Origin of the sequence: Sinorhizobium arboris LMG 14919 (assembly GCF_000427465.1) — a bacterium.
Lineage (GTDB): Bacteria > Pseudomonadota > Alphaproteobacteria > Rhizobiales > Rhizobiaceae > Sinorhizobium > Sinorhizobium arboris.
In genome coordinates this window covers 1,401,373-1,422,199 of record NZ_ATYB01000008.1, presented here as the reverse complement: position 1 = coordinate 1,422,199, position 20,827 = coordinate 1,401,373, and the positions used below count along the sequence as shown (strand labels likewise).

Below are 20,827 nucleotides of genomic sequence, written 5' to 3'. Positions count from 1 at the left end.
CGAGGGTCAAACCCTATAGTAGCGGTTCGCCCGCCGTTCGGCCTCGACGATGGCGTCTTCCGGCGTTGCCTGGCCGGTGACCGCACTGGCGAACATGTCCACCAGAACGTAATCCGCCATCACGCCTGCCGAGGCATAGCCGAGCGGGCCCGCATAGCCGTTCGGCCGCAGCGTCTCCGAGGCGCGTGCATAGGGTGCGTGGATCGGATCCGAGGTCCAGACCGGATTGTCGGCGAAGGCTTTCAGCGGCTGGCAGCAATAGGCGCTCGATCCCTCGATCCAGGCATTCATCTGGTCGGCTTCCATCATGAACTTGAGGTAGGCCTTGGCGGCTTCGGGATACTTGCTGTGCTTGAAGAGCAGAATCGAGCTCGTCTGGTGAAGTTCGACGCTCTGGCCGACCGGACCGATCGGGAAATTGGTCGTGCGAATGTCCGCCGCGAGCTCCGCAAGGGCCGGATCCTTCTTGGCCGCATAGTAGAGCGACACGCCGTTTGCCGTCAGCGATACCTGCCCGGCAAGGAAGGCGCGGTTGTTGTTGATGTCCAGCCAGCTCTCCGTGCCCGGGATGAAGGTCTCGTATAGCGACTTCGCGTAATTGACTGCAGCGAGCGTCTCCGGGCTGTTGATCGTGACCTTGCCGCTCTCGTCGACCATCTTGCCGCCATGGCTCCACAGCAGCCAATGGGCGTAGTTGTTGCCGTCGCCGACCGCTTTGCCATGGGGAAAGCCGGCCGGGGTTCCCTTGGCTTTGAGCGCCTTGCAGAGTTCGAGGAAGCCGGCCGTATCCTTCGGAAATTCGCTGAAGCCGGCCGCCTTCATGTGGCTGTCGCGGTAGCAGACGGCGTTGCCGATCGCCGCCAGCGGCATGGCGATGAACTGCCCTTCGCGGCTCGCATATCCTTTCAGGCCGTCGTACCATCCCCCATATTTGTTGCCGAGATAATCGGCAAGCTCCGTCAGGTCGACGAGCTTGTCAGGGTATTGATGTGCGTCGTCGAACCAGCACATCACCATATCCGGTCCGGAGCCGACATTGGCGGCAACCGCCGCCTTCGGGCGGATGTCCTCCCAGCTTTCCTTGTCGATACGCACCTCGACGCCCGTAGCTTCGGTGAACTTCTTGGTGTTGGCAATCCAGGCGTCTTCGTCGCCCTTGACGAAAGGCGTCCATCTGAGAAGCCTGAGGCTCGCCCCCTCCTCCGGCTTGTAGCTCGGCTCTGCCTGTGCGAAGGACGGGCGGATGCCCAGACCCGCAACGCCGGCGAGTGCGGCAGAGGTTGCGAGAAAATCACGTCTCTTTATCGGCATGCTACTCCTCCTCAAAAATGCGGGAGCGTCTTTCTCCGGCATTCACCGTCCCGCTTGGCGAATGCGACTTGAGCGATGCCAGCCATCCCGGCACCTTCCGGGCCCACGAAGGCTCCTCCCTCCCCGCGGCGCCCGCGCGTCCTGAGACGCGCAAGGCCGCCGCAGCACTTCGATCTGCTGCGCACGTGCAGCATCCACCGTATCAGTCGACCAGCCGCCGCCCGGTTCCGGCGTCGAACAAATGCACATGTGCGGCATCGATCGCGAGATGGATCGTTTCCCCGGGTTTGGCATTCACCCTTTCGCGGAAAACACAGGTCACATCGTGTCCGCCGAGCCTTGCGATCAACTGCGTCTCGTAGCCGGTGGGCTCGATAACCGCGATTTCGGCCGGCAGACCGTTCGGATCGAGAGCCATATATTCGGGTCTCAGCCCGTAGACGAGGTCGCGCCCATGGGCGGCGGCCGCCGGCCGCATCACGGGCAGCGCCGTTCCGTCGGCCGTGAGGAAGGCGCTCGGATCGTCCGGATCGAGACGGCCCTTGAGCATGTTCATGGCAGGCGATCCGATGAAACCGGCGACGAAGAGATTGGCGGGGTTGTCGTAGAGCTCGAGAGGCGCCCCGATCTGCTCGACGATGCCGTCATGCATGACGACGATCTTGTCGGCCATGGTCATCGCTTCGATCTGGTCATGGGTCACGTAGACGGTCGTGGTTTTCAGCCGCTGGTGCAATTCCTTGATCTCGGCGCGCATGGCGACGCGCAGCTTCGCATCGAGATTGGAAAGCGGTTCATCAAACAGGAATACCTGCGGGTCGCGCACGATCGCCCGCCCCATCGCAACGCGTTGTCGCTGGCCGCCGGAGAGCTGGCGCGGGTAACGGTCGAGCAGCTTCGAGAGGCCGAGGATTTCGGCCGCCGCGCCGACACGCTTGTCGATTTCGGACTTCGGTCTGGCTGCCAGCATCAACGAGAAGGCCATGTTGTCGGCTACCGTCATATGCGGATAAAGCGCATAATTTTGGAACACCATGGCAATGTCGCGGTCCTTCGGCGGCAAGCGGTTGACCACTTTGTCGCCGATTCGGATTTCGCCCGCGGTGATGTTTTCAAGGCCCGCCAGCATCCGGAGCAAGGTGGATTTGCCGCAGCCGGAAGGCCCCACAAGAATAACGAACTCGCCATCCTCGATCTCGATGTTCACGCCCTTGATGACGGGGAAAGCACCGAAGGACTTCCGAACATTGACAAATTCCACGCCTGCCATTTGCGTTCCTCCCAGAACTGATCTTTGCCCTTCGGCAGCGTTTTATCGCTTGCGCGATCGCGCCAAGCTGAAAACCTCTTTCATCCGCGGCCGACCAGCGGCATTTTGGTCGCCATCACGGTCATCGTGAGAACATTGGCCGAGAGCGGCAGGCTTGCCATATAGACGACCGCTTCGGCGATGTGCTCGATCGGTATCGTCGGCTCGGCTGCGACCTCGCCATTGGCCTGCAGCACGCCGGTGCTCATCCGCACCGTCATGTCTGTAGCGGCATTGCCGATATCGATCTGGCCGCAGGCGATGTCATGCGTCCGGCCGTCTAGCGCCGTCGATTTGGTGAGGCCGGTGATGGCGTGCTTGGTCGCGGTATAGGGCGCCGAATTGGGCCGGGGCGTCTGCGCGGAAATCGAGCCGTTGTTGATGATCCGCCCCCCTCTCGGCGTTTGCGCCTTCATCAGCCGGAAGGCATGCTGCGTACAAAGAAAGGCGCCCGTCAGGTTTGCCGCGACGATACCGTTCCACTGTTCGAAGGTCACCTCTTCGAGGGGCACGGGCGGCACGTTCGAGCCGGCATTGTTGACAAGGAGATCCAGTCGGCCGAAATCCGCCCGGACGGCTGCGAAGAGAGCCGCGACCTGATCCGGATTGCCGACATCGCAGACCACGGCGCGGACGGGCCGGCCGGTTTGGGCGCCGATCTCGGCGGACGCTGCATCGAGCACATCCGGACGGCGGCCGGTGATGACGACGCTGTAGCCTTCCGCACTCAAGGCCCGGGCTATGCCGCGGCCGACGCCGGTGCCGCCGCCGGTGACCAGCGCGATCCGGCCCTCACCCGATCCCTTCGCCATGTCAGATCCTCCCTCCGAGTTCGTCCTCGATATGGATGCGGATGATCTCGTCGAAACTGCTCTCGGCCGTGAAGCCGAGCTCGCGCGCACGGCGGGCATCGAAGTCGGTCGCCCAGCCGGAGACGATCGTCCGTATCAACGGATCCGGCTCGCGGCGAATGAGGCCGACGGCCTTCTGTCCGGCAATACGGCCGAGCGCCTCGATCTCTTCGCCGACCAGCGCCGACAAGCCCGGCATGGTAAGGTTGCGCCGCGGCCCGATGATGCCCGTATCCATCCGCGCGGCATGGATGAAGAAACCCACGGCCGAGCGCGGGCTCGCAAACCAGTGCCGGACGTTTTCGTCCACCGGCAGCACCGCCTCCTGGCCGACGAGCGGCTCGCGCAGGATGTTGGAAAAGAAGCCGGATGCGGCCTTGTTCGGCTTTCCGGGCCGAATGCAGACAGTCGGCAGCCGGATGCCGATCCCGTCGAAGAACCCTCGGCGGGTATAATCGGCAAGCAGCAGCTCGCAGATCGCCTTTTGCGTCCCGTAACTGGTCAGCGGCGTCGTGAAGAACTCGTCGCCGATTTTTTCCGGGAACGGCTGACCGAAGACGGCGATAGAGGAGGCGAAGAGGACGCGCGGGAAATAGCGGTCGCGCTGTCCCTCCCGGCGGATCGCCTCGAAGAGCGCGCGCGTGCCGTCGAGATTGACCAGGTAGCCTTTGTCGAAGTCCGCCTCCGCCTCTCCCGATACGATCGCCGCGAGGTGGAAGATCACGTCGGGCCGCGACGAGATCAGACGCTCCGCGCCGCCTTGCGTGGACAGGTCGATGGCTAGCCTCGTCGAAAGGGACGCAAAGGCCGGCGGCACGGGCGGTTCCATCACGTCCGCCAGTGTCAGGCTGGTGATCTCGCGTCCGAGCGACTCGGGCGCCGCCGCCAGCCTTTCGACCAGTTTCCGGCCGATCATGCCGGCAGCACCTATGACCATTACATGCATTTGCGGCCAACCTCCTCCTGTTCAGCCACCCGATCAGCCCTGGCTCAGCTTAGCTTTCTGTTCTTTCCGTTTACCTCCTCGCCCGCCAGCAGATCCTTGGTCGTCTCGTAGATGCGGATCAGATGGCGGTGAAACGCGTCGACGACCGCCGCCCGGTCGCGCCGCCTGAGCGCGGCAACGATGTCGCTGTGATCCTTGTAGCTCGCTTCGATGGCTCCCGGCCGCGACATGGCGTTGCGCCGGTAATCCATCATATAGGTATAGAGGTCGGTGACGAAATCGCAGAGCAGCGGATTGCCGCAGGCCCGGTAGATCGCCACATGAAACTCACGGTCGCAGATCAGAAAGCGCATGGCGTCGTCGCCACAGATCTTCTGCGCATCGAGAAGGCTGTCAAGTTTGCGAAGCGATTCCTCGTCGATGTTTTCGGCCGCATCGCCGACGACCTTCAGCTCGATGTGGAGCCGTGCGGCATGAACGTCCTCCAGATCGTAACTGTCGATCGCGTTCGGCGAGGCGATCGTCACCGTAAGATGGCTGAGATCGACAGTTCCTACGCGCGTCTGCTTCCTTGCGACACCTCGACCACGCCGCGCGCCGCGAGCGTCTGGATGGCGCCCCGGACGGTTTCGCGGCTCACATGGAGCACGCTCGCAAGCTCGCGTTCGCCCGGCAGCACGTCGCCCGGCCTCAGCATGTTGGTCGCAACCAGTACCATGAGCTTGTCGGCGATGAGGTCGCGCGCGGTACGGCGCTCGAGGCTCTGCCCGACCTTCGGCATATGCGTGAGGATTGGACTTCCGTTCATCGCCGCGCCTCCAACTGATCCACTGGTTGGTCCAGCAGATCAGTATGACCAATAGAGTGCGTATCGGGAGGCCCGGTCAAGACAGGTTCGTTGCGGCAGCGCACCAAAAATGCACGGCCCGTTGTGCGGTGCCGTGGGATGGCAAGCCGGGATTCAGACCGGCACTCTAACCATGCTCATGTCCTTCGTGATCGGCGAGCGAGGGCAGGTCGAGATTGAAGGTTTTGGCCAGATCGGCCACTTGTTGCGGGCTGAGGTAGCGTGGATTGAGGTTGCGCAGGAGCAGGTAGAGCTTGGCCGTCTCCTCCAGTTCCTCCGTCGCAAAGACCGCGGCCTCCAGACTGTCGCCGGCGACGACCGGACCGTGATTGGCAAGCAGCACGGAGGAATATCTGCCTGCGAGCCCGCGGATCGCATCGGCGACCGCCGGGTCGCCCGGGCGGTAGTAGGGCACGAGCGCCGTCTCCCCGGCCCGCATGAGGTAATAGGGCGTCATCGGCGGAAGGGCGGCACGCGGATCGATTTCCGGCAGCATGGTAAGCGCGACCGCATGGGTGGAATGGAGATGAACGATCGCGCGGGCGCTGCCGCGCGTTTCGTATAGAGCGGCATGGAGCGGAATCTCCTTTGTCGGCTTGTCGCCCGAGACGAGCCGGCCGCCGGCGTCGAGGCGCGAGATCCGCGCGGGATCGAGGAAGCCGAGGGAGGCATTGGTGGGCGTCACGAGCCAACCGCCGTCATCGAGCCTCAGCGAGATGTTGCCGGACGAGCCGGGCGTCAGGCCCCGCTCGAACAGGGAACGGCCGTAGCGGCAGATCTCTTCGCGAAGACGTGTTTCGGACATGTTACGCTCCTTCCGTTCAGGCCGTTGCGCCTGCAAGCAGTTCGAATCCGAGGTCTGCGACCTGGGGCGGCGCGCCGCCGACGACCAGCTCGGCGGCGAGCTTTCCCGTGGCGACCCGGGGCGTGCGGATGGTCGCAAGGGGCTGTGGCGTCGCCTGGCCGATGTCGAGCCCGTTATGGCCGAAGAGAGCAACCCCGGAGGGCACGGGAATAGCGCGTGCAAGGCAGTGGAAATAGCCGCCCAGCGCCATGTCGTCGTTCGAGAAATAGACGGCATCGAGCCCGGCATTTCTCCGGAGAAGCCTTTCCAGGCCCGCCCGCCCGCTCTCCACCGAAGACTCGCCCGCGTGGATTTCCCGATCGGCGAGAGGGACCCCGGCCAGATCGAGAGCTTCGCGGAAGCCGTCGAAGCGCTTGCCGGCGCGCGTGTCCCGGTCGAGCGCGTGGCCGACATAGCCGATCCGGCGATAACCCCGCTTCAACAGGAAATCGGCGCTTGCGCCGCCCGCCCGCCGGTTGGAGAACCCGACCGCAAGGTCCACGGCCGTCCCGTCCAGATCGAGCAGTTCCACGACGCGGCAGCCGCTTGCCCGCAACATCCTGAGCGTGCCTTCGGTATGCTCGAAGCCGGCAAGCATGACCGCCGCCGGCCGCCAGGCGAGCATCGCGGCGACAAGCGCCTCTTCGCGCTGCGGATCGTAGTCGGTCACCGAAAAGACCGCCTGATACTGGCTTTTCTCCAGCACGCCGCTCGCGCCCCTGAGCACGTCCGGAAACACGATATTGGTAAGCGAAGGAACGACGAAGGCGACGAGGCGTGACCCCGCAGATGCCAGGGTTCCGGCGATCCGGTTCGGCACGTAGCCGAGCCGCTCGACCGCCTCCAGCACGCGCTGACGCGCCTTCGGGGAGAACGAACCCTGATTGCGAAGAACGCGGGAAACCGTGCTCTCGCCGACGCCCGCGGCTTGCGCCACCTGCGCAAGCGTGACGCTCGCCTGCTGCTTGACCTCCGTACCCACTTTCCCGCTTTGCTCCCCGAGGTCCGTTCGTTGCCTCCACTCATAGCGATTTTTTTTGGCAGCGCTACCAATTTCGGTTGGCAGCGCTGCCAAACACCACTAGGATCGATCGCGTTCATGACCTCACGGAGGAACGGGAGTGGCAGTGAAGATCGCGGTGGCCGGCCTCGGCTCGATGGGTTTCGGCATGGCGTGCTCGATCATGCGCGCGGGGTTCGATGTCGTCGGATATGACGTCGCGCCCGCGGCGGTGGAGCGTTTCGTCGCCCAGGGCGGGCGCGCAGCGGGCACGCTCGGCGAGCTGGCGGCTGGCGCCGACATCGTCGTGTCGGTCGTGGTGAACGGCGCTCAGACACAAGCCGTTCTGTTCGGCCCCCATGGCCTCGCCGGCGCGATGAAGCCCGGCGCCGTATTCGTGTCGTCCGCGACCATGGACCCGGCGATCGCCCGCGACCTTGCGCAGCGACTGGAAGCGCTGGGAGTTCACTATCTCGACGCGCCGATATCGGGCGGTGCGGCAAAGGCCGAACAGGGCGAACTGACGATCATGGCTTCGGGATCGCCGCAGGCCTTCGCGGCGGCGCGACCGGCGCTCGATGCCATGGCCGCCAAGGTCTACGAACTGGGCGCCGCTGCCGGGACCGGGGCCGCATTCAAGATGATCAACCAGCTTCTCGCCGGCGTTCATATCGCCGCCGCCTGCGAGGCGATCGCCTTTGCCGCCAAGCAAGGGCTCGATCTGGACAGGGTCTACGAGGTGATCACCGCATCGGCCGGCAACTCCTGGATGTTCGAGAACCGCGTCCCGCATGTGCTTGCGGGAGATTATACGCCGCTGAGCGCCATCGAGATTTTCGTGAAGGATCTCGGGATCGTCCAGGATATGGCGCGCGCCGAGCGCTATCCCGTGCCGCTCGCCGCCGCGGCACTGCAGATGTATCTCGCAGCTTCGGGTGCAGGCATGGGGCGCGACGACGACGCTTCCCTTGCGCGGCTTTACGCACAGCTCTCCGGTGCCGAGTTGCCCGAAAAGAACAGATCATAGGACGACACGAATGCCCGTTTTCGCCGCCAATCTGACGATGATGTTCACCGAATGGGCGTTTCTCGACCGCTTCGATGCGGCGGCCGACGCCGGATTCACCGCCGTCGAATATCTCTTTCCCTACGAGGCCTCGCCCGAGGCGATTGCCGAGCGGCTTGCCCGCAACGGGCTCGAGCAGGCGCTGTTCAATCTGCCTCCGGGCGACTGGGCGGCGGGCGAGCGCGGCATCGCCGCCCTGCCCGGCCGTTTCGACGACCTGAAATCGGATATCGGCAAGGCGCTGGACTACGCGGCTGCGACCGGCGTCGGCCGGCTGCACCTGATGGCGGGACTGGCCGACCCGTCCGATCCGGAGGCGGTCGCGTGCTACCGCCGCTCGGTCGCCTACACGGCCGAGCGCCTGGCCGAAAAGGACTTGCTTCTTCTTATCGAGCCGATCAACGGCCGCAACATGCCCGGCTACTTCCTCAATGATTTCGGGGCCGCCGAACGGCTCATCGCGGAACTCGGACACTCCAACCTGAAGCTCCAGTTCGACATCTACCACCGGCAGATCATGCATGGGGACGTCGCGACGGCACTCCGCCGCCTCATGCCGGTGACCGGCCACATCCAGATCGCCAGCGTTCCCTCACGGGGTGAGCCGGACGGAGAAGAGCTGAATTATCCCTATCTGTTCCAGGAAATCGACCGCCTCGGCTATAGAGGTTTCGTCGGCTGCGAATATAATCCGCGCGGCTCCACGCTCGCCGGCCTCGGCTGGTTCGAACCCTTTCAACGGAGCTGACCCATGACCATTCTGCTCGGATCAATCGCCGACGACTATACCGGCGCCTCGGACCTGGCCAACACACTGACGAAGAACGGGCTGCGCACCGTGCAGACGGTCGGCATTCCCGATCCGGCGCTCGCACTGCCCGACGCCGATGCGGTGGTCGTCTCCCTGAAAATCCGCTCGGCTCCGGCCGGCGAGGCCGTGGCCGCGGCGCTCGACGCGGAAAGCTGGCTGCGCGGCCGCGGTGCGGCCCATGTAATGTACAAGATCTGCTCGACCTTCGATTCGACGGACCGCGGCAATATCGGACCGGTAACCGAGGCGCTTCTGAGCGTCTCCGGCGGCAGCATTGCCCTCGTTACGCCGGCCTTCCCGGAAACGGGGCGTACGGTCTATCTCGGCCATCTCTTCGTCAACGGCCAGCCGCTCGACGAAAGCCCGCTGAAAGACCACCCGCTCAACCCGATGCGCGACGCCAATCTGGCAAGGGTGCTCGCCCGGCAGTCGCGCGGCACTGTCGGGCTCGTCGACCTGGCGACTGTGGCAGCCGGACCGGACGCGGTAAAAGCGCGGCTCGACGGGCTCAGCGGCGAAGGCGTCGCCGCGGCGATCGCGGATGCCGTCTTCGAAGGCGATCTGGAAACGCTCGGCCGGATCGCGCTGGCAATGCCCGTCTCCACCGGCGCATCGGGCCTGGGGCTCGGGCTCGCCCGCGCACTCGTGCGCTCCGGCCGGGCATCGGCGGGCGCCGGCGCGGAGCCCGTGACGCGCCCCGTCGGCGGCCTTGCCGCCGTCGTCGCGGGCAGTTGCTCGGCGGCGACGCTGAAGCAGATTGCGGCAGCCGAAAGCCGGATGCCCGTCCTGAGGATCGACACGGAAAAGCTCCTCGGCGGATCGGACGAGATTTCCGCGGCCGTCGCCTGGGCGGGAGAGCGGATCGCCGAGGGGCCTGTCGTCATCGCCGCGAGCGCTACGCCCGAAACCGTTTCGCGTCTTCAGGCACGCTTCGGGCGCGAGGCCTCCGGCCATGCGATCGAAACGGCAACGGCGACGATCTCAAGCGAACTCGTCCGGCGCGGCGTCAGACGCCTCGTCGTGGCCGGCGGAGAGACATCCGGCGCGACGGTCGACAGGCTCGGCATTCCCGCCTTCCTGATCGGTCCGGAGATCGCACCGGGCGTTCCCCTCTTGAGGACGATCGGCACTGCCGGAGAGGATATGCTGCTGGCGCTGAAGTCAGGTAATTTCGGCGGAGAGGATTTCTTCGCCACGGCGCTGTCGGCGATGCGGTGAGAGAAGGGCGGTGGGGGATCCGTTCACGTTTTCCCTCATCCCGTTCTTCACTGCGTGTCGAGCAGGTTCTTGATGCCCGGCTCCTTGTCCGCGAATTCGTGGAAGCCGTCATGGCGATCATGGGCCGGTTGCGTCCCCGTGCCGCCCCAGATCTGGACGACATTGCCCTGGGCCGACGTCTTCCAGCCACATCTGACGACCATCGCCCAGCCGGTCCAGGCGATCGGCGGACAAGCTGCGCAGCTCATCCTCGACCGCCTTTCCGGCCCAGCCCGAAAACGCCGCGCCGTCTCGTGCTCCAGGGGAGACTGGTGATCCGCGACTCCTGCCGGCCGGTCAACCTGGCGCCGCGCGCGATTGCCTGACCCAAAGCGGCGGCTCCACACCACCGAGCCGTCAGTCGTCGTGCAAGCTGCGCGCAATCGGCGGGCCGACGGTCAGCCCGCGGAATCTTGCCTCGAAGCCCGCGCGCTCCGGCGAACAGGCCGTGACACCTACCTCGGCCTCGGCAGAGGAGAACGGGCAGAGTCGCGCCATCTGCCAGCGTTCCTCAGCAAAGCGGAATTGCACCCGCACCGCATGCCCATGCCGCGTCAGCCGCACCTCCAGCGGGTCCGAAGGCGCCTTGGCGTGCAACGGGATGACCGACCAGTCCGACACGCCGCGCGTCACGACCACGCTGAAATGGATCAGCCCGTCGGTATATTCGATACCGCATTTGATCCAGTTCTGCTCGTCGACCCGCAGCATCAGACCGGCCTGATCGTAAAGCTGCTCATACTGACCGACGATCGTCGCCGAGGCGGTGAAATCGCCTGAAACCGGACGAAGATAGGCATGTCCGCTGTCGCGCACGAAGCCGTAGAAGGTTTCGCGCCAGAAATCCGTATCGCCGTCGGTCTTGAGCAACAGATCGCGGTCGTCGCCCTCCCAGCTTGCCGGCTCGTTCAACCAGCGATACGCGCTTGCCATTCCTGCCTCCATGCCGTGATCAATTGTTCGGCAGCTGTCGCGCACTCCACTCGCTCTTCGGGATCGCTTTGCCTATCGCGAAGCTGAAGGAAGTGACCGATGTCGCTTCGGGGTTGACCTCGCACCTGAAATCGAAGGAGTACCACTTCCCCTGGCTGCGGAACACCGCGCCTTTGGCGTCGAGCGCGGTTTCCGAAGCAAAACCGCCGTCAGGGCGGCCGAACATGTCCGGGACAGACCCGGGTCTTTGGCGCCGTATCTGCTCCAGTGCCTCGATCGTACAGAGCTGCACGACCCGCTTCTTCGGCGGCAGCGTGCCGATCGCCTGCTTTACGTGCGGATCAGACAGGGCGTTTTTGGAATAAAGCTCCCTCGCCTGCACGAGTTGGCTCGACTCGTGCTCGACGTTCGCCTCGGCTGGGTTCTGCGTCGGCTCCGCCTTTGCTTCCTCCAGGACGGGCTTTTCCTGGGGAACTGGCGCAGCCGGCGGCGCGCTTGCAGTATCGGCCGCCTCGTTCGCCGTGGCTTTGGAGTCGACGCGCAACTCCGCTAGCGCCGTCCTGGTTTCGGCCTGCTTTTCGCTGGCGGTGTTCTCTGTTTTTGCCGGGGCGGACCGCGAGGCATCCGGCGTCTCGCTCGGCGTTTCGGCCTTTTTCGGCGCAGCGGGAGGCAACTCAGGCTGAGGCGGCTGTTCCTTTTCGACCGGCGCTGCCGCCGACTCGAATACCTCGGGCTGAGGGCGCGCCTGCTCGCTCTTGGCCGCGTTCGGTTTTTCCTCGCGCCGTTCCGCATTCTTCGGCTGCGGAACAAGCTCGACGCTGACGCTTTGCTCCTTTGCCGGCGCGGATAATTCCGGCAGCCGAACCAGCAGCAGAAGAGCGAGCGCCAGGTGCAGGGCGAGCGAGGTCGGCATACCCCAACCGGTTTCTCCCCACATTTTTCTGGCGAAATGCTGCATTGCTCAACGGTCACGGACTCGGAAGCACCGAACCTAAGAGCTCAAACGCCCCGCAACAAGTGCAGGGCGTGCATCGATTACGCGTATTCGACCCGATAGGGCTTGTCGAAGAAATGCTCCTCGAGATTGCATCCGCTGCCGCCGCGATCGATGACGACGAATTCGGAGGTCGAACGGAGCGGCGTAAGGATTCCGTGCCAGACATTTCGCGCGATGTTGACGCCCTGGCCCGGCGCTGTCTCGAAAGCGATCGGCTCGCCGGGCTCCCCGCCCTCATCGGGCGCGACGACGACGAGAAAGGGATTTCCCGTAAGCGGAACGAAGGCCTGGCTTCCGAGCGGATGCCGTTCCACCATCTTCAGCGTCAACGGGATGTCGTAGGGCTCGCCTTTCAGGAGGCTGACCAGCGTTCGGGCCTCCGGGCCGCTCGTCTCCACCTTCGCAAGATCGTGATAGCGGATGCATTTGCCGGCGTTGATCGGGAAGCTCTTCGCATCATCAGGCTCGATGACGTCGCCGAAGGGAGCGAACTCGCTGTGCGAAAGCGGGCGGATCGGTAGAGGTATCATGGTCTTTCCTCCCTGGTGGGCCAATTGTTCTCTACAGCCGGCGGCATCGATCACTGGATCAGCACCGCCCTGAAATCATTGACATTCGTTCCGGTCGGCCCCGGTTTGAAGAGGTCGCCGAGCGGATCGAAGGCCGCCCAGCTGTCGTTTCGCTCAAGCAGCGCGGCAGCATCCAGCCGCCGCGCCAGCAGGCGGGCAATCGTAGTATGATCGGCGAAGGCGCCGGCATTGTCTTCGGAACCGTCGATCCCGTCGGTATCCGCGGCGAGCGCCGAGATGCCGCCTATGCCGTCAATGCCCAGCGCCAGCGACAGCAGGAACTCGCTGTTGCGCCCGCCGCGGCCTTCGCCCCTGACCGTCACCGTCGTTTCGCCGCCCGAAAGCAGGACAACCGGCTTCGGAAAGGGCCGGCCGCGCAGGGCCGTCTCGCGCGCGAGCGCCGCATGAACGAGCCCGACGTCGCGCGCCTCCCCTTCGATCGCATCGGAAAGAATGACAGCCTCGATGCCAGCCGCCCGTGCCTTGGCCGCCGCGGCCTCCAGCGACACGCCGGCGGAGGCGATCAGACGCACCTCGTTACGGGCAAAGCGCGGATCGGAGGGTCTTGGGGCATCCGCAGCAGCGCCTGCCAGCCAGTGCATGACCTTTTCCGGCAGGGCGAGGCGGTGACGCTCGATGATCTTCAAGGCATCCTCACGGCTCGCTGCGTCAGCGATCGTCGGACCGGACGCGACCAGTGCGGCGTCATCGCCGGGAATATCCGAGACGACGAGGGAAACGACCTTGGCCGGATAGGCCGCGGCCGCCAGACGGCCGCCCTTGATCAAGGAGACATGCTTGCGGACCGCGTTCATCGCGCTGATCGGTGCGCCCGACGCAAGAAGCGCACGGTTGACGGCGATTTCGTCCTCGAGCGAAAGCCCCGGCGGCGGTGCAGGCAGGAGTGCCGAACCACCACCGCAGATCAATGCCACGACCAGGTCGTCGCCGGTCAAGCCGCTGACTTCCGCGAGGAGCCGCTTCGACGCCTTCAGCCCGCCCTCGTCCGGCAAGGGATGGGAGGCCTCGAGCACCTCGATCTGCTTGCAGTGCGCGCCGAAGCCGTAGCGCGTGACGACCACGCCGCTGAGCGGACCCTCCCAGGCGGATTCGAACGCCCGGGCCATCTGAGCAGCGCCCTTGCCGGCCCCGATGATCACCGTTCGCCCCTTCGGCCGCTCCGGCAGGTTCGCGGCGATGACCCGTTTCGGATCGGCGGCGGAGACCGCCGCAGCGAACAGGGTTTCCAGAAACTGACGCGGGTTCGCGACGACGGCCATAATTCCTCCCGTTGAGAAATGCGCGGGCGGCGGCTCCTCCTTCCGCCGCCCGGGTGCATGATCTCCACGGCGGATGAGGCCGCCGGCCGATCATGCGCGTCCTCGATCGCGCCTTACGCGACTTCGTGGTTCGCCATCCGTTCGAGCGCGCGGACAAGCCCGGAATGGTCGAGACCGCTGTCGCCGTTGGCGGCGCAGTTGTTGAAGAGTTCCTGGGTGGCGGCCGTGTTCGGCAGCGAGATGCCAAGGCTCTTGGCTCCCTGCAGAGCGAGGTTCAGATCCTTCTGGTGCAGCGAGATGCGGAAGCCCGGCTCGAAGGTGCGCTTGATCATCCGATCGCCGTGAACCTCGAGGATGCGCGAGGAGGCAAAACCGCCCATCAGCGCCTCACGGACGCGGGCCGGGTCGGCCCCTGCTTTGGACGCGAAGACGAGCGCTTCCGACACCGCTTCGATCGTCAGCGCGACGATGATCTGGTTTGCGACCTTGGTGACCTGGCCGTCTCCGCAATCGCCGACAAGCGTGATGTTCTTGCCCATCAGCTTGAAGAGCGGCAATGCGCGTTCGAAGGAACTCGGCTTCCCGCCGGCCATGATGCTGAGAGATGCGTTCTTGGCGCCGACCTCGCCCCCGGAAACCGGTGCGTCGATATATTCTGCACCGGTCTCACGGACTCTCTTCGCGAACTCCTTCGTCTCGATCGGCGAGATGGAGCTCATGTCGATGACGAGCTTGCCCTCGGCGAGGCCGTACCAGACGCCATTGTCACCGAACAGGACATCCTTCACTTCCGGCGTATCCGGCAGCATCAGGATGATCGTGTCGACCGTCTCCGCGAGCGCCTTCGGTGTTTCGACGATTTCCAGCCCGTTGTCGACGAGCTCCTGACGCGGCGGAATGACGAATTTGGACGTGATGATCTTGTGGCCGGCATCCTGAAGGTGACGCGCCATCGGCGTGCCCATGATACCCAGTCCAATGAAACCGATAGATGCCATCGTGCTTAGCTCCTGATTTGGATAATGTCTGCGGATTGCTTGCGCTGCCGCTCGGTGCCGAGCCAGCCAAGTCCTTCCGTCGTCGTCGTCAGCGGCTTGTATTCGCAACCGATCCAGCCGTCGTAAGCGGCGGCTTCCAGCGCGTCGAAGACGAAGGGGTAGTTGATCTCGCCGGTACCCGGCTCGTTGCGCCCGGGATTGTCCGCAAGCTGTATATGCGCGATCTTTTCGCGGTAGCGCCTGTAGGTGCCGATGAGTTCGCCCTCGGTGCGCTGCTGGTGGTAGAGATCGTATTGGATGAAGAGGTTGTCGCTCCCGACCTCCTCGATGATCGACGCCGCCTGCTCGACCGTGTTGAGATAAAAGCCGGGAATATCGAAGCGGTTGATCGGTTCGATCAGGAGGCGGATGCCGCACTTGCCGAGTTCGGCCGCCGCAAGCTTCAAATTGGCGACGAGGGTCGTGCGCAGCACGCTGTCAGGTACGCCGTCCGGCGCGATGCCGACGAGGCAATTGACCTGGCGGCAGCCAAGCGCTGTTGCATAATCGATTGCGCTCGCGACCCCCTTGCGGAATTCGTCGATCCGATCCGGCAGGATCGCGATGCCCCGGTCACCGCCCGCCCAGTCGCCGGCCGGCAGGTTGTGCAGCACTTGCGTCAGGCCGTGACGGTCGAGTGCACCGCGCAGTGCCATCTTGTCGAACTCGTAGGGAAAGAGATATTCCACACCTTCGAATCCTGCCTTGGCGGCCAGCGCGAAACGGTCGAGGAACGGCGCCTCGTTGAACAGCATGGTCAGGTTCGCAGCAAATCTCGGCATGCGATCACTCCTCAGTGGTGGGCGGGATACGGGCGGAACCGCGTGGAAGTCTTCAGTCGAGAAGAGCGGCAATCGCGGTCGGAGCGTCCTCGCCGCGCTCGGCGAGCTCCTCGAACTCGACGATCGAATTGATGTCCGCGCCCATGGCGATATTGGTGACGCGCTCCAGGATGAATTCGATGACGACGGGCACCTGGTGCTCTTCCATCAGTGCCTGCGCCCGCTCGAAGGCGTCGGCGAATTCGTTCGGGCTCCTGACGCGGATCGCCTTGCAGCCGAGCCCTTCGGCAACCGCCACATGGTCGACTCCGTAACCCTTCTCCGCGTCGCCGTCGGCATTGATGTTTTCGAAGGCGAGACTGACCTCGAAATCCATGTCGAAGCCGCGCTGCGCCTGGCGGATCAGCCCGAGATAGGAATTGTTCACGACGACATGCAGGTAAGGCAGCTTGTGCTGGGCGCCGACCGCGAGCTCCTCGATCAGGAACTGGAAATCGTAGTCGCCGGAAAGCGCAACGATCGGCCGGTTCGGATCGGCGGCCCGCACGCCGAGTGCTGCCGGCAGCGTCCAGCCGAGCGGACCGGCCTGGCCGCAATTGATCCAGTTGCGCGGCTTGTAGACGTGCAGGAATTGCGCGCCGGCAATCTGGCTCAGGCCGATGGTCGAGACGTAGCAGGTGTCGCGGCCAAAAGTCTTGTTCATCTCCTCGTAGACGCGCTGGGGTTTCAGCGGGGTCTGATCGAAATGGGTCTTGCGCAACATCGTCCGCTTGCGCTCTCGGCACTCCTCTGCCCAGGCCGACCAGTCGCGCAGCTTGCCGGCCGTCTTCCATTCAGTCGCGACGTCGAGGAAGAGCTTGAGGGCGGCGCCCGCGTCGGAGACGATGCCGAAATCGGGCGCGAAGACGCGGCCGATCTGCGTCGGCTCGATATCGACATGGATGAACTTGCGGCCTTCCGTATAGGTCGGGATGTTGCCGGTGTGCCGGTTTGCCCAGCGATTGCCGATGCCGAAGACGAAATCGGAGGCGAGCAGCGTCGCGTTGCCGTAACGATGCGAGGTCTGCAGGCCGCACATGCCGGCCATCAGCGGATGGTCGTCCGGGATGACGCCCCAGCCCATCAGCGTCGGAACGACCGGAACGCCGGTAATCTCGGCGAATTCGGTAAGGAGATCGGAGGCGTCCGCATTGATGATGCCGCCGCCCGCCACGATCAACGGCCGCTCAGCCTCATTGAGCATCGCGAGCGCCTTTTCGGCCTGCGCACGGGTGGCGGCGGGCTTGTAGGCCGAAAGCGGCTCATAGGTGTCCGGATCGAACTCGATCTCGGCAAGCTGGACGTCGACCGGCAGGTCGATGAGGACCGGTCCCGGCCGGCCCGAGCGCATCAGGTGGAAGGCCTTCTGGAAGACGAAGGGGACCAGCGCCGGCTCCATGACGGTGACCGCCCATTTGGTGACGGGCGCCGCGATCGAGGCTATGTCGACCGCCTGGAAATCCTCCTTGTCGAGACGTGCCCGCGGCGCCTGTCCGGTGATGCAGAGGATCGGGATCGAATCCGCGGACGCCGAATAGAGGCCGGTGATCATGTCCGTGCCGGCCGGGCCCGAAGTGCCGATGCAGACGCCGATATTGCCATGCTTGGCCCGGGTGTAGCCCTCGGCCATGTGCGAAGCGCCCTCGACGTGGCGAGCGAGGATGTGACGGATCGATCCACGCGCCCTCAGGGCCGAGTAGAACGGATTGATCGCCGCGCCGGGCACGCCGAAGGCGCAATCGATCCCTTCCTTTTCCAGAACATAAACCGCTGCATCGACTGCGCGCATCTTGGCCATGGGAACTCCTCCTGTTTGAATGGAAGCCTACCCCATACTCGCTTCGTTTCAAGCATTTTATGGAAATCATTACCATCATGTGGAAATAAAGAATTTCAACAAACAGGAGAAAATCGGATGCAATGGATGTAGAGCATGATCTCGACCACTGATTGGAGGCTGGCATGGAGGCGAACGGCAAGGGAAAGAGGGGGCGCAAGGCGGGAGAGAATGCCGCGCCGGCTTCCGTTCAGGTATTGGACAGGAGTCTTTCCTTGCTGGCGGTCATCGCCGAAGGCGACGGATCGACCTTGACGGCGCTTTCGGAGCGGACCGGCATGGCGCCTTCGACCGTGCACCGGCTGCTGACGTCGCTCGCCCACCACGGAATGGTGGCGAACGATGCCGAGGCCGGGACGTGGACTGTCGGCGTCAAGGCGTTCGAGATCGGCAACGCCTTCCTGCGTTTCCGCAAGCTCGGCACGATCAGCCGTCCGTTCCTGAAGCGGCTTATGGACGAGAGCGGCGAGACGGCGAATATCGGCATAGAGGAAGACGGAGACGTGGTCTTCATCTCTCAGGTCGAAAGCCACGCGCCGATGCGCGCCTTCTTCCGGCCCGGGCGGCGGGGGCCGATCCACGCTTCCGGCATCGGCAAGGCCATTCTTTCGACCTGGTCCGATACGGAGATCGCCAAGGCTTTGAGCGGCAGAACGCTATCCTGCTTTACCGGGCGGACGCTCGCCACGCTGCAGGACCTGATCCGGAACGTTCAGGAGATCCGCTTTCGCGGCTGGTCGGTCGATGACGAAGAGCACACGCTCGGCATGCGCTGCATCGCAGCCCCGCTCTTCAACGAGTACGGCGAGGCTATCGGCGGCATCTCGATTTCCGGTCCCACCGTCCGCATCGACGACGACAGGCTCCGCGTGCTCGGGCCCGCCGTGCGCCGCACCGCGGACGAATTGACGCGCGCAATCGGGGGGCACAGGCCGGAGGAAGGCTGAAGCGCCGCGCATCCAGCATCGAGCTCTCCCCGGAGAATTAAACGAAACCGAAGACCAGATCGTTCGCCGTGAGAGCTGCAATCGAAGCATTCGCAATCAGGATCCCGTCCGTACCGGAGCCGTTAAGGGCGACATAAATGCCGGCGTTCGTATCGGTCGCGGCGGCAACGAAATCGGCGTAATCGTGAATGCCGGTTCTGTCTGAAGCGACAGCGGAAAAGGCTATGACGTCGCCGCTGCTTATGCTGAAGTCGATGATGTGGTCTATGCCGCTCTGCCCGGCGATTTCGTCCGACCAGAGAAACGTGTCCGCGCCGCTGCCGCCGATCAGCGTATCGGTGCCGTTGCCGCCGCTCAAAAGGTCGTCATGCGGGCCGCCATCGAGCCGGTCTTCGCCATCGCCGCCGAACAGCCGATCCCACTCCGTATATCCCCGCAGGATATCGTTTCCGCCCCGCCCTTCGAGAAGATCGTTGCCGCCCAGAGAATCGAACACGTCGTCACCGTCTCCACCCCGGAGCATATCGTTCCGAATTCCCGTCGTTACGGTGAAATCCTCGATATTGGCGAAGGTCAATCCAGTGTTGATTGCTCCCAGCTTCGCATCGAAGTCGATTGCAGCCGAGAGCGATCCGAGGCGCAGCTGAAGCAGGTCGTGCCCATCGCCACCATCCACCTCTCCCCTGAAAGCCGCCCTGATCGTATCATTTCCGTCGCCCCCGAGCATGACCGATCCGTCGCCCAGGCTGCCGCTGCCGGGAATGGCGTCGGCGATCCAGTCGTCGCCCGCCCCGCCATCCAAGATATCCTTACCGCCGCTATTGACGAGCGAGTCATTGCCGTCGCCGCCGAAGGCAACGTCATCGCCGAGGCCGGTCGTGATCGTGTCGTTCCCCGCACGGCCGTCGATGCTGTCGTTGCCGTCCTCGCCGTGGAACTCATCGCGCTCGGCTCCGCCTTCGAGGCGGTCGTCCCCGGCGCCGGCAAATACGAACGAAACAAGGAAATCGGTCGTGATCACCGTGTCATTGCCAGCTCCGAGCGCGAGACTGGCCGCTTCGATGTTGCGGAAAACCGTGCCGGTCGACGCGGTCCCCGAAACGAAGTCGATGGTGACATCGCTCGTACGTGATCGTTCCTCGATCCGGACCGAATCCCGGCCCTCGCCGCCGTCGACCGAAACGGAATAAAGCGTGGTCGTAATGAGGTCGCTGCCATCGCCGCCCGAGAGGTGATTGGCGCCGCGCCCATCGGTGATCGAATCGTCGCCGGCCCCGCCATCTACTACGTCGTTTCCGGCTTCCGTCCTGATGACGTCTGCGAGCACGCTCCCCTGGACACGGTCGTTGCCACTGCCGGTGATCACCTGGATCCGCTCGATCTCACTATACTGGACGAAGACGTGGCGCTCGTCGGGAGTTCGACTTGCGATGATCGCGTGGCCGGTGTTGGCGTTGAACACGATATCGTCAGAAGTCGCGGCCAGATCGACCGTCATTGTATCGTCACCAGAGCCGCCGACGACGGTGCTGCCGGTACCGACGAGCACGAAGCGGTCGTTCCCTTCGCCGCCCTCGAGCCGGTCGTAGCCGCCCGTATTCGTGATGATGTCGTTTCCGGCCCCCGCGGCGACGACGTCTATTCCGGCCCCGGTCGAGATCCTGTCGTGGCCCACCGTTCCCACGATTCGATCGTTTCCACTTCCTGAAACGATGCTGAACCATTCGACGTCGTTGAAAAAGACGTGCCGTTCCTCTGCGCTCCCGTATCCGATGATGCCGTGACCGCTGGCGCCGTTGAATACCAGCTGATCGGAAAGCGTCGAGATATCCACTGTCAGCCCATCGTAGCCGCTGCCGCCGGTGACGGCGCCGCCGGTACCGGTCAGGACGATCTGGTCGTCGCCGGCGCCGCCGTCGAGCCGGTCATAGCCGCTCGAACTCGTCAACACGTCGTTTGAATCACCACCGTCGACGAAGTCGTCGCCGCCGCCCGCGTCGATCGTATCGCCACCGTCCAGGCCCCAGATACGATCGGTCTCATCCGTACCTTGAAGTATATCGTAGCCGCTCGAACCGACGATCGTCGCCATGACGCCATTCTCCCTGACCGATTAAGGGTCGCGGCACCCCCTGGCACCACAACATCGAAGTTGGCGATCAAT

Annotated in this window: 18 protein-coding genes and 3 pseudogenes; 5 read left to right on the top strand and 16 right to left on the bottom strand. The window is 64.2% G+C overall.

Going from position 1 to position 20,827, the window contains the following annotated elements; genetic code table 11:
* Positions 1 to 6: 6 nt before the first annotated feature.
* The 7 genes and pseudogenes from SINAR_RS0107225 to SINAR_RS0107195 all read right to left on the bottom strand — a co-directional run bounded on the left by SINAR_RS0107225 (position 7) and on the right by SINAR_RS0107195 (position 7,090).
* Positions 7 to 1,311, bottom strand: coding sequence for an ABC transporter substrate-binding protein (locus SINAR_RS0107225; RefSeq protein WP_027998473.1), 1,305 nt, complete (start codon positions 1,309 to 1,311; stop codon positions 7 to 9).
* Positions 1,312 to 1,513: 202 nt separating this feature from the next.
* On the bottom strand, positions 1,514 to 2,581 hold the full coding sequence (locus tag SINAR_RS0107220) for an ABC transporter ATP-binding protein (protein WP_027998472.1): 1,068 nt from the start codon (positions 2,579 to 2,581) through the stop codon (positions 1,514 to 1,516).
* An 80-nt stretch (positions 2,582 to 2,661) separates the two neighbouring features.
* Positions 2,662 to 3,432: an SDR family oxidoreductase gene (locus SINAR_RS0107215; protein ID WP_027998471.1), complete on the bottom strand. Its 771-nt coding sequence runs from the start codon at positions 3,430 to 3,432 to the stop codon at positions 2,662 to 2,664.
* 1 nt (position 3,433) lies between these two features.
* Positions 3,434 to 4,417, bottom strand: coding sequence for a D-erythronate dehydrogenase (gene denD / locus SINAR_RS0107210; RefSeq protein WP_027998470.1), 984 nt, complete (start codon positions 4,415 to 4,417; stop codon positions 3,434 to 3,436).
* A gap of 44 nt (positions 4,418 to 4,461) precedes the next feature.
* Positions 4,462 to 5,225 (bottom strand): annotated as a pseudogene (locus SINAR_RS01000000133110) (FadR/GntR family transcriptional regulator).
* A 166-nt stretch (positions 5,226 to 5,391) separates the two neighbouring features.
* A complete protein-coding gene (otnC, locus tag SINAR_RS0107200) occupies positions 5,392 to 6,069 on the bottom strand; it encodes a 3-oxo-tetronate 4-phosphate decarboxylase (protein ID WP_027998469.1) in 678 nt (225 codons plus the stop codon).
* 16 nt (positions 6,070 to 6,085) lie between these two features.
* Complete coding sequence (locus SINAR_RS0107195) at positions 6,086 to 7,090, bottom strand: LacI family DNA-binding transcriptional regulator (RefSeq protein WP_027998468.1); 1,005 nt, start codon at positions 7,088 to 7,090, stop codon at positions 6,086 to 6,088.
* Positions 7,091 to 7,229: 139 nt separating this feature from the next.
* Between SINAR_RS0107195 and ltnD the strand changes: the two genes are divergently transcribed.
* From ltnD to otnK, 3 genes are read left to right on the top strand one after another with little or no spacing between them, the layout of a single operon-like run.
* Positions 7,230 to 8,135, top strand: a complete 906-nt coding sequence (gene ltnD / locus SINAR_RS0107190) for an L-threonate dehydrogenase (RefSeq protein ID WP_027998467.1) — start codon at positions 7,230 to 7,232, stop codon at positions 8,133 to 8,135.
* Positions 8,136 to 8,145: 10 nt separating this feature from the next.
* Positions 8,146 to 8,922, top strand: a complete 777-nt coding sequence (otnI, locus tag SINAR_RS0107185) for a 2-oxo-tetronate isomerase (protein ID WP_027998466.1) — start codon at positions 8,146 to 8,148, stop codon at positions 8,920 to 8,922.
* Between the two features lie 3 nt (positions 8,923 to 8,925).
* Entirely contained in the window at positions 8,926 to 10,203 is a 1,278-nt protein-coding gene (gene otnK / locus SINAR_RS0107180) for a 3-oxo-tetronate kinase (RefSeq protein ID WP_027998465.1), read from the top strand.
* 50 nt (positions 10,204 to 10,253) lie between these two features.
* Here the strand turns inward: otnK and SINAR_RS1000000136475 are convergent.
* Positions 10,254 to 10,391, bottom strand: a pseudogene (locus tag SINAR_RS1000000136475) (substrate-binding domain-containing protein); the annotation flags it as partial.
* Between SINAR_RS1000000136475 and SINAR_RS1000000135120 the strand changes: the two are divergent.
* Positions 10,369 to 10,568 (top strand): annotated as a pseudogene (locus SINAR_RS1000000135120) (substrate-binding domain-containing protein); the annotation flags it as partial. The pseudogenes SINAR_RS1000000136475 and SINAR_RS1000000135120 sit on opposite strands and share 23 nt — an antisense overlap.
* 31 nt (positions 10,569 to 10,599) lie before the next feature.
* Here the strand turns inward: SINAR_RS1000000135120 and SINAR_RS0107170 are convergent.
* The 7 genes from SINAR_RS0107170 to gcl form a co-directional block, all read right to left on the bottom strand.
* The gene (locus SINAR_RS0107170; protein ID WP_027998463.1) at positions 10,600 to 11,175 is read right to left on the bottom strand and encodes a DUF1349 domain-containing protein; all 576 of its coding nucleotides are present in this window, start codon (positions 11,173 to 11,175) and stop codon (positions 10,600 to 10,602) included.
* Positions 11,176 to 11,194: 19 nt separating this feature from the next.
* Positions 11,195 to 12,112 (bottom strand): DUF930 domain-containing protein, encoded by a 918-nt coding sequence (locus tag SINAR_RS0107165; RefSeq protein ID WP_027998462.1) that lies wholly within the window; start codon positions 12,110 to 12,112, stop codon positions 11,195 to 11,197.
* 98 nt (positions 12,113 to 12,210) lie between these two features.
* On the bottom strand, positions 12,211 to 12,702 hold the full coding sequence (locus SINAR_RS0107160) for an ureidoglycolate lyase (RefSeq protein ID WP_027998461.1): 492 nt from the start codon (positions 12,700 to 12,702) through the stop codon (positions 12,211 to 12,213).
* Positions 12,703 to 12,752: 50 nt separating this feature from the next.
* Entirely contained in the window at positions 12,753 to 14,021 is a 1,269-nt protein-coding gene (locus SINAR_RS0107155; RefSeq protein ID WP_027998460.1) for a glycerate kinase type-2 family protein, read from the bottom strand.
* Positions 14,022 to 14,134: 113 nt separating this feature from the next.
* Entirely contained in the window at positions 14,135 to 15,019 is an 885-nt protein-coding gene (locus SINAR_RS0107150; RefSeq protein WP_027998459.1) for a 2-hydroxy-3-oxopropionate reductase, read from the bottom strand.
* A gap of 5 nt (positions 15,020 to 15,024) precedes the next feature.
* Positions 15,025 to 15,840 carry a hydroxypyruvate isomerase gene (gene hyi, locus SINAR_RS0107145; RefSeq protein ID WP_027998458.1) on the bottom strand — a complete coding sequence of 272 codons (816 nt, stop codon included), beginning with the start codon at positions 15,838 to 15,840 and terminating at the stop codon, positions 15,025 to 15,027.
* Positions 15,841 to 15,892: 52 nt separating this feature from the next.
* The gene (gene gcl, locus SINAR_RS0107140; RefSeq protein WP_027998457.1) at positions 15,893 to 17,677 is read right to left on the bottom strand and encodes a glyoxylate carboligase; all 1,785 of its coding nucleotides are present in this window, start codon (positions 17,675 to 17,677) and stop codon (positions 15,893 to 15,895) included.
* 164 nt (positions 17,678 to 17,841) lie between these two features.
* Here gcl and SINAR_RS0107135 point away from each other — a divergent pair, with 164 nt between their 5' ends.
* Entirely contained in the window at positions 17,842 to 18,663 is an 822-nt protein-coding gene (locus SINAR_RS0107135) for an IclR family transcriptional regulator (protein ID WP_027998456.1), read from the top strand.
* Positions 18,664 to 18,700: 37 nt separating this feature from the next.
* Here SINAR_RS0107135 and SINAR_RS0107130 read toward each other — a convergent pair whose 3' ends face one another.
* The gene (locus SINAR_RS0107130; RefSeq protein ID WP_027998455.1) at positions 18,701 to 20,755 is read right to left on the bottom strand and encodes an SMc04171 family calcium-binding repeat protein; all 2,055 of its coding nucleotides are present in this window, start codon (positions 20,753 to 20,755) and stop codon (positions 18,701 to 18,703) included.
* Between the last annotated feature and the right edge of the window lie 72 nt (positions 20,756 to 20,827).

Excerpts from the sequence above, each read along its gene's own strand:
- otnI (WP_027998466.1), top strand. The coding sequence starts at position 8,146 with ATGCCCGTTTTCGCCGCCAATCTGACGATGATGTTCACCGAATGGGCG.
- SINAR_RS0107225 (WP_027998473.1), bottom strand. The coding sequence starts at position 1,311 with ATGCCGATAAAGAGACGTGATTTTCTCGCAACCTCTGCCGCACTCGCC.
- SINAR_RS0107135 (WP_027998456.1), top strand. The coding sequence starts at position 17,842 with ATGGAGGCGAACGGCAAGGGAAAGAGGGGGCGCAAGGCGGGAGAGAAT.
- SINAR_RS0107165 (WP_027998462.1), bottom strand. The coding sequence starts at position 12,112 with ATGTGGGGAGAAACCGGTTGGGGTATGCCGACCTCGCTCGCCCTGCAC.
- hyi (WP_027998458.1), bottom strand. The coding sequence starts at position 15,840 with ATGCCGAGATTTGCTGCGAACCTGACCATGCTGTTCAACGAGGCGCCG.
- otnC (WP_027998469.1), bottom strand. The coding sequence starts at position 6,069 with ATGTCCGAAACACGTCTTCGCGAAGAGATCTGCCGCTACGGCCGTTCC.
- SINAR_RS0107215 (WP_027998471.1), bottom strand. The coding sequence starts at position 3,432 with ATGGCGAAGGGATCGGGTGAGGGCCGGATCGCGCTGGTCACCGGCGGC.
- gcl (WP_027998457.1), bottom strand. The coding sequence starts at position 17,677 with ATGGCCAAGATGCGCGCAGTCGATGCAGCGGTTTATGTTCTGGAAAAG.
- SINAR_RS0107150 (WP_027998459.1), bottom strand. The coding sequence starts at position 15,019 with ATGGCATCTATCGGTTTCATTGGACTGGGTATCATGGGCACGCCGATG.
- SINAR_RS0107155 (WP_027998460.1), bottom strand. The coding sequence starts at position 14,021 with ATGGCCGTCGTCGCGAACCCGCGTCAGTTTCTGGAAACCCTGTTCGCT.
- SINAR_RS0107170 (WP_027998463.1), bottom strand. The coding sequence starts at position 11,175 with ATGGCAAGCGCGTATCGCTGGTTGAACGAGCCGGCAAGCTGGGAGGGC.
- SINAR_RS0107220 (WP_027998472.1), bottom strand. The coding sequence starts at position 2,581 with ATGGCAGGCGTGGAATTTGTCAATGTTCGGAAGTCCTTCGGTGCTTTC.
- SINAR_RS0107160 (WP_027998461.1), bottom strand. The coding sequence starts at position 12,702 with ATGATACCTCTACCGATCCGCCCGCTTTCGCACAGCGAGTTCGCTCCC.
- denD (WP_027998470.1), bottom strand. The coding sequence starts at position 4,417 with ATGCATGTAATGGTCATAGGTGCTGCCGGCATGATCGGCCGGAAACTG.
- otnK (WP_027998465.1), top strand. The coding sequence starts at position 8,926 with ATGACCATTCTGCTCGGATCAATCGCCGACGACTATACCGGCGCCTCG.
- SINAR_RS0107130 (WP_027998455.1), bottom strand. The coding sequence starts at position 20,755 with ATGGCGACGATCGTCGGTTCGAGCGGCTACGATATACTTCAAGGTACG.